This window comes from Jiella soli, from assembly GCF_020615385.1.
Classification (GTDB): Bacteria; Pseudomonadota; Alphaproteobacteria; order Rhizobiales; family Rhizobiaceae; genus VKMB-3413.
On the sequence record NZ_JAJAVB010000039.1, the window covers coordinates 14,958 to 27,675 of the forward strand.

The 12,718-nt window shown below is 67.9% G+C and carries 9 protein-coding genes and 1 pseudogene; 6 read left to right on the forward strand and 4 right to left on the reverse strand.

What is annotated here, in order from left to right; translation table 11 throughout:
• Positions 1–23: 23 nt before the first annotated feature.
• The 3 genes and pseudogenes from LH400_RS22845 to LH400_RS22855 all read right to left on the reverse strand — a co-directional run.
• Positions 24–485 (reverse strand): annotated as a pseudogene (locus LH400_RS22845) (cupredoxin domain-containing protein); the annotation flags it as partial.
• Between the two features lie 440 nt (positions 486–925).
• Positions 926–1,309, reverse strand: coding sequence for a hypothetical protein (locus LH400_RS22850; protein WP_229155779.1), 384 nt, complete (start codon positions 1,307–1,309; stop codon positions 926–928).
• Between the two features lie 253 nt (positions 1,310–1,562).
• Positions 1,563–3,137, reverse strand: coding sequence for a phytoene desaturase family protein (locus tag LH400_RS22855; RefSeq protein WP_229155780.1), 1,575 nt, complete (start codon positions 3,135–3,137; stop codon positions 1,563–1,565).
• A gap of 170 nt (positions 3,138–3,307) precedes the next feature.
• Between LH400_RS22855 and LH400_RS22860 the strand changes: the two genes are divergently transcribed.
• Positions 3,308–4,885 carry a phytoene desaturase family protein gene (locus LH400_RS22860; RefSeq protein ID WP_229155781.1) on the forward strand — a complete coding sequence of 526 codons (1,578 nt, stop codon included), beginning with the start codon at positions 3,308–3,310 and terminating at the stop codon, positions 4,883–4,885.
• A gap of 86 nt (positions 4,886–4,971) precedes the next feature.
• On the opposite strand, the gene LH400_RS22865 is transcribed toward LH400_RS22860, so the two are convergent.
• Positions 4,972–6,363, reverse strand: a complete 1,392-nt coding sequence (locus LH400_RS22865) for an FAD-binding oxidoreductase (RefSeq protein WP_229155782.1) — start codon at positions 6,361–6,363, stop codon at positions 4,972–4,974.
• Positions 6,364–6,717: 354 nt separating this feature from the next.
• Between LH400_RS22865 and LH400_RS22870 the strand changes: the two genes are divergently transcribed.
• From LH400_RS22870 to LH400_RS22890, 5 genes are all read left to right on the forward strand, one after another.
• The gene (locus LH400_RS22870; protein ID WP_229155783.1) at positions 6,718–7,509 is read left to right on the forward strand and encodes a cyclase family protein; all 792 of its coding nucleotides are present in this window, start codon (positions 6,718–6,720) and stop codon (positions 7,507–7,509) included.
• A 157-nt stretch (positions 7,510–7,666) separates the two neighbouring features.
• On the forward strand, positions 7,667–8,149 hold the full coding sequence (locus tag LH400_RS22875) for a MarR family winged helix-turn-helix transcriptional regulator (RefSeq protein WP_229155784.1): 483 nt from the start codon (positions 7,667–7,669) through the stop codon (positions 8,147–8,149).
• Positions 8,150–8,163: 14 nt separating this feature from the next.
• On the forward strand, positions 8,164–8,805 hold the full coding sequence (locus LH400_RS22880) for a VOC family protein (RefSeq protein WP_370638464.1): 642 nt from the start codon (positions 8,164–8,166) through the stop codon (positions 8,803–8,805).
• 36 nt (positions 8,806–8,841) lie between these two features.
• Positions 8,842–11,004, forward strand: a complete 2,163-nt coding sequence (locus tag LH400_RS22885; protein ID WP_229155785.1) for a thiamine pyrophosphate-dependent enzyme — start codon at positions 8,842–8,844, stop codon at positions 11,002–11,004.
• Entirely contained in the window at positions 11,001–12,668 is a 1,668-nt protein-coding gene (locus LH400_RS22890) for an indolepyruvate oxidoreductase subunit beta family protein (protein ID WP_229155786.1), read from the forward strand. Before LH400_RS22885 ends, LH400_RS22890 begins: the two co-directional genes overlap by 4 nt.
• Positions 12,669–12,718: the final 50 nt, after the last annotated feature.

The following is a 12,718-nucleotide window of genomic DNA, read 5'->3' on the forward strand; positions in this document are numbered from 1 at the left end:
GTCTTGTCCTTGATTGGTTCGGTTCAGTTCTTCGTAACGACGAGCGGGCCGTGCATGCCGCTCTCGTAGTGGCCGGGGATCAGGCAGGCGAACTCGAAGTCCCCCGCCTTGCCGAAGGTCCAGACGATCTCGCCGCTCTCGCCGGGCTGAAGCCGCACGGCGTTCGGGTCGGCGTGTTCCATCTCCGGGAACTTCTCCATGAGCGCCTTGTGCTCCCGGATCGCGCCCGTGCCGTCCATGACGAATTCGTGCTCGGTCTCGCCGTCATTGGTGATCGCGAGGCGAACCGTCTCGCGGGCACCGACCTCGATGCGGGAGGGCTCGAAGACCATCGCGCCGTCGTCCGTCTCTCGCATCGAAACCGCGATGGTGCGGCTCGCTTCGGCGGCCGTGCCGGGCTCGCCGATGGCCATCTCGTCTTGATGGCCCATTCCGTCCATGTGGCCCTTGTCACCGGCGTCCTCGCGGTGACCGCCGGCATGGTTCCGACGCCGATGCCGCTTTAGCCGACGGAAATCGTCGGGTCGGCGAGAAGACCCTCCTGCCAGAGATCGGCAACCGACAGTCCCACCTCCGCATGGGTCGCCTGCAGACGCTTGTTGTTGAGGATCGCGACCTGGATCGCCGCATCGGCGAGACGATGGCCGGATCGTCAGGAGATGGGAAGGCCGCCATGTCCAGCAGCCCGGGAGGCGCCGGCGCGCAGCCGGCGAGAGCGAGACCGGCGAGAAGGCCGATCCGTTGGAAGGTGAACATGATCGTTGAGACACCGTCATCCGCCGACATCCCCGATGCGCACCGGCTTCGGGAAGGGCCGATTGAATTCCTGCCAAGCCACGCGCCGATGGACGGCGGCACGGAGCACGAAGCGCGCAGCCGCTATCGCAGCCGGCACACTATCAGCGCCAAGAAAGACGCGAGGAGTTCAGGCGCGTGGAGGACGTTCGAGTGCCGGAGCGGTACGACCGGCGCGATGCTCGGAAAATGCGGCATAGACGATGGTGCGGACGATCTGTGTCGACGTCCGGACGGTAGCGGCTTGCGGCAGCGCGGTGGCGCAGTGAAGACTGCAGTCGCCATCGTCGGAACTCGTATGCTCATGAGTATCCGTCACGTGCGACATCGCATGCCCGGCATCATTGCCGTGACGACGCGTTGCCGGGTCAAGACGGGCCTCAGACATTTCGGACGCGGACGCGTCGAAACGAGCCCATTCCGAAGCCGGCGACTGAAGACTGGCGCCCGACAGCACGGCAAGCACGACGAGAAGCCGTGTCAGGATGCCTGCTATGGCGAGAGCGCTCTTCATGTTCGATGCAATAGCAGACTCGGGTGTCAGACGACAACTCGATTGGAACGCTCGTTGACGCCTGGCCTTCGATCTTACATCTTCATCGCAGGAACTTCTTGCGTTGCATGTAGCCTGGTCGACTGGTGGCGAAAGAGCCGGAAGCGGTCGCCAACGCGCTGGTTTCCCCTGGCAAAAGCCGGCCTCGATGCAGCGACGGCAGCAGCCCTGCGGAGCAGCGTTCCCCTCGATATGGTCGGCAGATCGGCCGGCCTCAGCGCAGTTTCTGCGCGAGTGCGAAGCCGGATCCTCCGCCGAGGCCGGGTCCGGGATGGGTGGACGCGCCGATGTGGTAGAGGCTTTTGACGCCGGTTGCGTGGTTGCGCGAATTGGCGAACGGTCGCCAGATGAAGAACTGGTCGAGCGCGGCCGAGCCGCCATAGGGATCGCCGCCGACGAGGTTCATGTTCATCGCTTCGAGATCCGCCGGCGAATAGGCCTTGCGGGCGATGACGCTCTCGGCGAAGCCTTCGATATGCCCGGCGAGGATCGCCTCTGCCCGATCGGCATAGGCTTCGCGCAGTCCGTCCGTCCAGCGCCCGTCGGCCGGTGTCGCGATCGTTCCGGCGGCGTCTCCCCTGACCTGCCGCGGCGCTTCGGGAAGCTGAAGCCACAGGATGCCGGCGCCCTCCGGACAACGCGACGGGTCCAGTGCATGCGGCTGGCCGACGCAGATCGTCGGAACGTCCGGCAGCATGCCCCGCTCGCATTCGTTGACCGCCTTGGAGACGCCGTCGAGGCCGGGCGTCAGGTGGATCAGGGCGACATGGCCAAGACCATCCGACTTCCAGCGCGGCGGGTGCTTCAAGGCGTAGTGGATCTGCATGTTCCCCTTGCCATAGCGAAAGGCGGCGGCGCTATCCTGCGTCGCGGCATCGCTGGCTCCGGCTGGCATCAGCCGGCCGTAGAGCTGCGTCGGGGTCACGGAACAGACGACGCCTTCGCGGGCATCGATCGTGCTGCCGTCGGCAAGCCTGACGCCGGTGGCGCGCCGGCCCGACACGCAGATCTCGGCCACGTCGGCGGAGGTCCGGATCGTGCCGCCATGTTCGCGGATCAGGCCCTCGAAGGCCTCCACGGCACGGCTGGCCCCGCCGATCGCCACCGGTGCGCCTGCCGCTTCAAGCGCGAAGGCGATGATCCGGGCCATCTCGCCTGAGAAGGCACTTTCCGGGCCGAGACCGGCATGCAGGACCCAGGGCGCCAGGAGCGCACGGGTCAGCTCGGAGCGGAAGCTGTGCTCCAGCCAGGCGCGGCCGGGCCGCAGCGCCTCGCCGAGCCGGGCGAGAAGCGCGCGTGGACCGCGGCGCCGCGCCTCGCCGAGGAGGAGGCTCGCGGTCGGAAAGCTCCACAACGCGCTCCCGAGCAGGCCGAAGAGCAGGCCCGCGTCGCGCTCGACGGCCTCCATCTCGGCGCGGTAGCGTTCGCCCTCGCCCGCGGCGAGACGATCGAGATGCGCGACGTTCTCGGCCCGATCGGTCGCGAGCGCGAGGCTGCGCCCGTCCGGCAGGAGCACGGCGGTCGGATGCGACGTATTTGCGAAGTCCAGGCCGTGGCGGGCGAGATCGGAGCCGAGTTCGGCAAAGGCCGGCGAGGTCACGAACAAGACGAAGGTCGCCGCCATCACATCGTGTCGGAAGCCGGGGACGGTGATTTCCTCGGTGCGCATGCAGCCGCCGGCAACGCTCTCGCGTTCGAGCACGAGGACGCTCTTGCCCTTCTTGGCGAGCAGGGCCGCGCAGGTCAGCCCGTTGATGCCCGAACCCACGATCACGTAGTCGACGGCCATGACGCTTCGCTCCCGTTCGAATGCAAGCGGCGGCGCGGCAGCCCGTCCGCGCGCGTCCCGCGAAATCCAGCCTATGGCCGGCGGATGCGTTTGCAAATGTCTAAGCTTAAAATAATCTCGAACGAAGCGGGCCCGCGGGGGCAGCGCAAGCCGATCGACGGGAGACGCTTATGGCCGAGGAATTCGATGCGGTGTTCGTGGGGGCTGGCCACAACGCGCTCGCTGCCGCCATTCATCTCGGCTCCAGGGGCTGGCGGGTCGGAGTCTTCGAGAAGAACGAGACGGCCGGCGGCGCCTGCCGCACCGAGGAAGCGACGCTTCCCGGCTTCCGCCACGACCTCTATGCAACCAATCTCGGCCTCTTCGCCGGCTCGCCCTTCTTCGCCGAGCACGGAGCGGCGCTGAAACCGCATGGGCTCGATCTGGTGCCGGCGGAGGATTGCTTCGCCTCGCCGACGCCATCCGGCCGCTGGTTCGGCGTATCCAAGGACATCGAGAAGACCGCGGCGCGCGCCGCCGCCCTGTCGCCGCAGGACGGCGAGCGCTGGCGCGCCATGTTCGCCGCGTTCCCGGCGGAGGCGCCGCATCTCTTCGGCCTTCTCGGCGCGCCGATGTCCTGGCGCTCGCTGGCGCGCCTCGGCTGGGCGGCCTGGCGCGCGAAGGGCGCCCGCGGCAGCCTCGACCTCGCGCGGCTCCTTGCCTCCTCGCCGCGCGAATTCCTGGAGCGCGAGTTCGAGGCGCCGGAAGTGCGCGCCGCGCTGGGCGCCTGGGGCATGCATCTCGACTTCGCGCCGGACATCGCCGGCGGCGCGCTGTTCCCTTATCTCGAAGGCATGGCCGACCAGGCGAACGGCATGGTCATCGGCAAGGGCGGCGCCGACACCATCGTCAGGGCGATGGTCGCACGGATCGAGGAACTCGGCGGCCGGGTCGACACCGGCGCCGAGGTCACCGCGATCCGCCACCGCTTCGGGAAAGCCGACGGCATCCGCCTCGCCGACGGGACCGAGGTGACGGCGAGGCGCGCCGTCGTCGCAGGCGTAGCGCCCGGCGCGCTCGTCGACCGGCTGCTCGCCGGCACGAGCGGGAACGCGAGTTTCGATGCGGGGGCGCGAAAGTTCCGGCACGGGCCGGGCGCGATGATGGTGCATCTGGCGATGTCCGCCCTCCCCGACTGGTCGGCAGGCGAAGAGCTCAAGCGCTTCCTCTATGTCCACCTTGCCCCTGACCTCGACATGATGGCGATCGCCTATGCGCAGGCGATGGCGGGTCTCCTGCCGGAGAAGCCGCTGATCGTCGTCGGACAGCAGACCGCCGTCGATCCCTCGCGCGCACCGGAGGGTCAGCACACGCTCTGGGTCCAGGTCCGCATGGTGCCCGGCACGATCCGCGGCGATGCGGCGGGAACGATCGCCGCGACCGACTGGGCGGATGCCGGCGAAGCCTATGCCGACCGGGTGCTCGACATCATCGAGACCTACGCGCCGGGAACCAAGGCGAAGATCCTCGGCCGCTATGTCGAGACGCCGGCCGATCTAGAGCGCCGCAATCCCAACCTCGTCGGCGGCGACAGTATCGCCGGCAGCCACCACCTGTCGCAGAACTTCCTGTTCCGGCCGTTCCCTGGCTGGGCCCGCTACAGGACGCCCGTCGACAAGCTTTATCTCATCGGCGCCTCGACCTGGCCGGGCGGCGGGCTGGGTGCGGGCTCGGGATACATGCTTGCAAAGGAGCTCGCGGGCCGCTGAGGGCGGGCCGCCCCTCTACGAAGGGGCAGTCGATCCTCGCACTACCGTCGCCGCACCCTCACCTCTGGATCCCTACAGCGACGCCCCTATCCCAGCACTTTGCCGGGGTTGAGGATGCCCTTCGGGTCGAGCGCCGCCTTCATCCGCCGCATGAGATCGAGTTCGGCGGGCGAGCGCGAATAGGCGAGATATTTGCGCTTCAGCGTTCCGATTCCATGCTCGGCCGAGATCGTCCCGCCGGCCGCCCGGACGGTCGCGTAGACGAAATCGGCGATCTCGCCGCCCGGCTGCGCGGCGCCGGCGGAGGGAACGTTGGCGACGAAGTGCAGGTTGCTGTCGCCGACATGGCCGTAGGACAGCGAGATCGCGTCCGGCCAGCGCTCGGCCATCCCGGCTTCGAGCTGCTCGACCACGGCGCCCGTGACATGCGAGGAGACGCCCACGTCGAAGGCCGCGATCGGCCCGAGCACCTTGGTATATTCCGAGACGCTCTCGCGGATCGCCCAGAGCGCGGCCACGTCCTTGCCGGAGGCGGCGATCACCGCATCCTCGACGTCGCCCGCCTCCAGCCGTCCCTCGAGCAGGGATTCCAGTCGTGCCGCATCCCGTTCGGCATCGAAGCCGCTGACCTCGATCAGCACGTAGATCCCGTGCCTTCCGCTGAGCGGCTGCGGCAGCGACGGCAGGCTGTCGCCCATGAAGTGGTAGAAGCTCGGCCACATCACCTCGAAGGCGGTGAGCGAGGGGCCGAGGCCAGCGCGGGCCGCCTTCAGAAGCGACAGGACGGCGTCGAAGTCGCGGCAGCCGCAGAGCGCGCTGGTCGAGAAGGTCGGCTGCGGCTGCAGGCGCAGGACGGCCCGGGTGATGACGCCGAGCGTTCCTTCCGAGCCGATGAACAGTTGCTTGGAATCGTATCCGGCATTGTTCTTCAGCATCTTGTTCAGCGAGCTGACGACCGTCCCGTCCGCGAGGACGATCTCGAGGCCGAGCACGTGCTCGCGCGCCATGCCGTAGCGGATCACCCGGTTTCCGCCGGCATTGGTGGACAGGACGCCGCCCACGGTGCAGGAGCCGCGCGCGCCGAGATCGAGGGCGAGGAACAGGCCCGCCTCCTCCGCCGCAGCCTGAGCCGTCTGCAGCACCACCCCGGCCCCGGCCGTCATCGTCGCCATGGCCGGGTCGATCTCCTCGATCCGGTTGAGCCGCTCCAGCGACAGCGCCACGCAGCCCTTCGTCGGATGGGCACCGCCGGCGAGACCGGTGAGCCCGCCCTGCGGCACGACACCGATCCCCGCCTCGCTGCAGAGCTTCAAGGTCGCCGAGACCTCCTCGGTGCTGCGCGGCCTGATCAGCGCGAGCGGGCGCACCGGCTCCTGGCCGCTCCAGTCGTGCCGGGCGCGCTCGGGGATCTCATCCCCCAGCGTGACGATTTCCCCGCCGAGCCGCTCCATCAGGAGTTCTGCAATCCGCATGGCCATGATCCCATCCCTCCGGCACCGCGACTCCCGGTCGGCCTGCCTGCCGCCCGCTCCGTGCCTGCGCACGGAATTATATCCATTTGCATACGGTATCGTACCGATACCAGCGAGGGAAGGCATGCCTCGTCAAGTGCATGCCGGAAAGCCCCGATTCCGCGCTGCACTGAAAGTGCCGCGACCGCGAAGACTCTGCCGACATTAGCGCCACATCCAGCCCAATTCCTGGTCATCCTGCGCAACCGCAGTGCAACAATGGAAATGCTCCAAGAAATACTTGCATCCGCATATTTGCCGCGATAGCGTGCAGGCATGTCAGACGCCCTGGGACGGGGCAGTTGAATAAGGGAGGCGAGGATGGCCGGTTCGCAAGGTCTGTCGGGTTTGGCGGAGATGCTTGTCAGCGGCGCGGTCGAGGTGGTCGATCTCACCGCGGTGCTGGGGCCCTCGACTCCGCTGTTGAAGCTGCCGCCGGAACTCGCGGTCGACACGCCGAAGATCGAGATCCACAAGATCTCAGAATATGACAAGAACGGCCCCTGGTGGGCATGGAACTGGCTGAAGGTGGGCGAGCATTCCGGCACGCATTTCGATGCGCCGCATCACTGGATCACCGGCAAGGACTATCCGGATGGCGCGACCGACTCGATTCCGGTCAAGAACTTCGTCGCGCCGGTCAACGTCATCGACTGCTCGGCCAAATCGGCCGAGAACCACGACTACCTCCTGACGGCGGACGACGTGAAGGCCTGGGAGGCCGAGCATGGCGAGATTAAGGCCGGCGAATGGGTGGTGATGCGGACCGACTGGGATCGGCGCAACGGCTCGGAGGAGACCTTCCTCAACGCCGACGAGACCGGTCCGCACTCGCCCGGACCGACCGTCGACTGCATCCAGTACATCATCGAAAAGGGCGCGATCGGCTGGGGCACGCAGTGCATCGGCACGGACGCTGGCCAGGCGGCGGGCATGGAGATCCCCTTCCCCGCCCACAACCTGATGCACAAGGCCAATCGCTACGGCCTCGCCAGCCTCTGCAATCTCGACAAGCTTCCGGCGAAGGGCGCGATCCTGATCGCGGCGCCGCTGAAGATCGAGCATGGCACGGGCAGCCCGATCCGCGCCCTGGCCCTCGTCCCAAAGAGCTAACAAGCGGGAATTCGATGGTGCGAGGCCTGAAGACGGTGGAGCGGATGGCCGGACTGAACGGATCCGGCCGCTGCCGAAAGGCGGCGTCTCGGCTCGCAGGCCTCGCCCTTTGCAACAAGGCGCCGGCGGCTCGCCACGGCGGCGCGGGTGAGCGCTGATGGACGACGTCCCGCGGTCGGCGGACGACAGATCCTACGCCCTCGGCGAGATCGGGCTGCAGCAATTCGCGCCCTATCTCATGAACCGGATCATGGGGCGCTACAACGCGACTCTGCGCGACGATCTGAAGGCGCACGGCCTGACGACGCCGCAAATGCGGACGCTGGCGATCCTGTCCGCCATCGACGGGCTGACGATCAACGAGGTCGCCGTCTACGCGGTGATCGAGCAGTCGACCATGAGCCGGACGCTCGACACGATGGAGGCTCAGGGGCTGTTGCGGCGGGAAACGGAGACCTCGGACAACCGCGTCCGGCGGATCTACCTCACAGACAAGGGCCGCGCCCTGTTCGAGGCCGTGTGGCCGGTGATGCGCTCCGCCTTCGAGCGGATGTTCCTCGGCGTCGACGACCCCGAATACGCAGCCTTCGTCGCCGTGCTGCAGAAGGTTCTGCGCAATGTCCGGCAGCACGATTTCTGAGGGGATTTTCCAGAATGCTGGATCAGGAACCCGGCCGCCTCGCCCGCCGCCTTTCCGCCGGCCTCCTGGCCGGCCTTGCCGCCACGGCCGCCGCATGCGCCCTCTTCGGCCCGGCCGCGGCGGCCGACACGCTGCCCGGCATGCGCGGCATCGACCATGTCGGCATCACCGTGCCCGACATCGCTCAGGCCGAGACCTTCTTCACCGATGTCCTCGGCTGCCGGAAGGCGATGTCCTTCGGTCCGTTCCGCGACGACACGGGCACCTTCATGCACGACCTCGTCGACGTCGATCCGCGCGCCGTCATCGAGAAGATCACGCTGGTGCGCTGCGGCAATGGCAGCAATATCGAGCTCTTCCAGTATACCGCGCCGGACCAGGCGAAGACCGGGCCGAAGAACAGCGACATCGGCGGGCACCACCTCGCCTTCTACGTCGACGACATCAAGGCGGCGAAGACCTATTTCGACGCGAACGGCGTGCGCACACTGATGGGGCCGGTGCCGATCGATGCGGGTCCGGCCGCCGGCCAGTCGATCCTCTACTTCTTCGCGCCCTGGGGCCTGCAGCTGGAGGCGATCAGCTATCCCGGCGGCATGGCCTACGAAAAGGGCGCCGACACCGTGCTCTGGTCGACACGCGATCCGGCCAAGTGACTTTTCAGAAGACAGACATGATGAAGGAGCGGCGGCATGGCTGAACGATCGTTCGCCAAGGAAGTGCAGAAGCTTCGGCTCGGCGCCGGCGAGGAATTCTCCGGCGAGGGCATTCTCGCGATCACCAAGGCGCTGCTCCAGTGCGGCGTCGGCTATGTCGGCGGCTATCAGGGCGCGCCGATCAGCCATCTGATGGACGTCCTCGCCGACGCGCAGGAGATTCTCGGCGAACTCGGCGTCCACTTCGAGGCCTCGGCCTCCGAGGCGACAGCGACGGCGATGCTCGCCGCCTCGGTCCATTACCCGATCCGCGGCGCCTGCACCTACAAGTCCACCGTCGGCACCAATGTCGCCTCCGACGCGCTCGCCAACCTCGCCTCCGGCGGCGTCACCGGCGGCGCGCTGATCATCGTCGGCGAGGACTATGGCGAAGGCTCCTCGATCATGCAGGAGCGCAGCCACGCGTTTGCGATGAAGAGCCAGGTCTGGCTGCTCGACCCACGGCCGAACCTGCCCTCGATCGTCAAGGCGGTCGAGGACGGCTTCGAGCTGTCGGAGGCTTCGAACACGCCGGTCATGCTGCAGGTGCGCATCAAGTGCTGCCATGTCCACGGCAAGTTCGTCGCCAAGGACAACCAGCGCCCGACCATGACCGTCGCCGACGCGCTGGAGAACCCGCGCCGCGACACCGGCCGCATCGTTCTGCCGCCCGCCTCCTTCAACCACGAGAAGGAGAAGGTCGAGAAGCGCTGGCCGGCCGCCGTCGACTTCATCAAGTCGCGGCAGATCAACGAGGTCTTCGGCGCAAGCACCGGCAAGATCGGCCTGGTGATGCAGGGCGGCATGTATAATAGCGTCATCCGGGCGCTGCAGCGGCTCGGCCTCGCCGACATCTACGGCGACACCGAGGTGCCGCTCTACGTCCTCAACGCGGTCTACCCGCTGATCGACGACGAGTTCCTGGAATTCTGCGAGGGCAAGGACGCCGTCCTCGTCATCGAGGAAGGCCAGCCGAACTATATCGAGCAGGCCTTCGGCTCCCTGCTCTACCGAAACGGCGGCACGACCCGCCTCCTCGGCAAGGGCTACCTGCCGGTCGCCGGCGAATACACCGGCCAGGTCATGCTCGACGGGATCGGCGATTTCCTGCGCGAGCATGCGCCGGACGTCCTGCCCGACGCCATCCGTGCGCCCAACCGGCCGGACGAAAGCCCGGTCGACCTGCCCGAACTCGCCAAGGTCGTGCCGGGGCGCCCGCCCGGCTTCTGCACCGGCTGTCCGGAGCGGCCGATCTTCGCGGCGACCAAGCTCGTCGAGAACGAGCTCGGCCCCCATCACATCGCCTCGGACATCGGCTGCCATCTCTTCTCGATCATGCCGCCCTTCGAACTCGGCGCGACGACCATGGGCTACGGTCTCGGGCCCGCCTCCGCCTCGGCCTTCAACTCGCCGGACGCCAAGCGCCGCTCGATCTCCTTCGTCGGCGACGGGGGCTTCTGGCACAACGGCCTGACATCCTCGATCGGCAATGCCGTGTTCAACCGGAACGACGGCGTCATCGTCATCGTCGACAACTATTATTCGGCAGCGACCGGCGGGCAGGACATCCTGTCGTCCCGCGCCACCAACAAGTCGAAGTCTACCAAGCACCCGATCACCGAGGCGGTGAAGGGCATGGGCGTCAAATGGGTGCGGCACCTCGACCGCACCTACGACGTGACCAAGATGCAGGCGACGCTGAAGGAGGCGCTGACGACCGAGGAGAGCGGGCCGAAGGTCATCATCGCCTCTTCGGAATGCATGCTGAACCGGCAGCGACGCGAGAAGCCGCTCGCCGCCAAGGCGATCAAGGGCGGCGAACGGGTGGTGAAGCCGCGCTTCGGCGTCGACGAGGACGTCTGCACGGGCGACCACGCCTGCATGCGCCTGTCCGGCTGCCCCTCGCTCTCGGTGAAGACGCTCGACGATCCGCTGCGCGACGATCCGGTCGCCCATATCGACCATACCTGCGTCGGCTGCGGCAATTGCGGCGAGGTGGCGGACGCCGCCGTTCTCTGCCCGTCCTTCTACCGCGCCGACACCGTCCACAATCCGACCGGCGCCGAGCGGTTCTCCGCGAAGATGAGCCGGCGGGTGATCGGCTGGCTGCAGCAGCGCCGCGAAGGCAAGCGCCTTAATTTCGGGGGAGCTGCCGCATGACCATTGCCCTCGACCACCGCCCGGGCTCGGAGCTGTCCGACCGGATCTTGAGCGTCGCGATCCTCGCCGTCGGTGGCCAGGGCGGCGGCGTCCTCACGGACTGGGTCGTCGCCGTCGCCGAGAGGAACGGCTACCGCGCCCAGTCGACTTCGGTGGCCGGCGTCGCCCAGCGCACCGGCGCCACGATCTACTATATCGAGATGTGCCCGGACCGCGGACGCCAGCCGGTGTTCTCGCTGTCGCCGTCTCCCGGCGACGTCGACGTCCTCATCGCCGCCGAGCTGATGGAGGCCGGACGGGCGATCCTGCGCGGATTCGTGACACCGAACCGCACGACGCTGATCGCCTCGTCCCATCGCATCGCCGCCGTCTCGGAGAAGATCGTGCCCGGTGACGGGCGTGCGTCGGGTCCCGATGTCGAGGCCGCGGCGCTGAAGGCAGCCAAGGCCTTCGTGTCATTCGACATGGAGACCATGGCGGTCGAGGCCGGCTCCGTCATCTCGTCGAGCCTGTTCGGCGCGCTCGCGGGAGCCGGCGTCCTGCCGTTCCCGCGCGAGAGCTTCGAGGCGACGATCAAGGCATCCGGCCGCGGCGTCGAGGCCAGCCTGCGCGCCTTCGCCATGGCCTGTGACGAGGCGGCACGCCGGCAGGGCGGCGATACGGCCGGCGCGCCGTCCGCGCCCGCCGCCGAGCGGACGTCCGAAGCGCCGCTGCCGCTCGGCGGACAGCCGGAGAGCGAGGACCGCGATACGGACGGAACACCTGCGGACACGGCCGCGGCACCGAGCGGAGAGGCGCGCCTCGTTGCCGAATGGCGCGGTCTTTCTGCCCGCATCGAAGGGCTGCCGGAGAGCGTAGGCGAACTCGCCCGCCTCGGCCTGCGCAAAGTCGTCGACTATCAGGACCTCGCCTACGGCCGGGAATATCTCGATCGCCTCGACGAGGCGCTGGCCAAGGACGACGCAGCGCACGGCTTCGCCCTGTCGCAGGCCGCCGCGAAATATCTCGCCAACGCCTTCGCCTATGACGACATCATCCGCGTCGCCGACCTGAAGACCCGATCCAGCCGGCAGGCGCGGGTGCGCCGCGAGATCGGCGTCGGCGAGGATGCGGTCCTTCAGGTGACGGAGTATTTCCACCCGCGGATCGAGGAGTTCTGCGGCACGATGCCGGCCGGGATGGGGCGGTGGATCGAGGCTCGGCCCGGCGTTTCCGCCTGGCTCGACAAGCGGCTCAACAGGGGTCGGCACATCCGCACCGATTCGATGTTCGGCTTCGGCCTGCTCTGGGCGGTCGGCGGGCTGCGTCGCTTTCGCCGCAAGCTGCTGCGCCATCAGGTGGAGACGGCGCATATCGACCGCTGGTACCGCCTGGCGCTGGGGACGGCCGCGCGCGACTACGAGCTTGCCACCGAGATCCTGAAGTGCCGCCGCCTGATCAAGGGCTACAGCGACACCCATGCGCGCGGCCTGTCGAAGTTCGACCGCGTGCTGTCCGCCCTGCCGATGCTGGAGGGACGCGACGACGCCGGCGCCTGGCTGCGGCGGCTGCGCGAGGCGGCGCTGAAGGACGAGAAGGGCACGACGCTGGACGGCGCGTTGAAGACGGTCGCGTCCTTTGCAGGTACCTGCCCCGATGCCGGCCGGACGGCTGCCTCAGAATAGAGATTGCGAAGGAATTGCAGACGTCGTCAGATGTCTGCGGAGGAACGTGC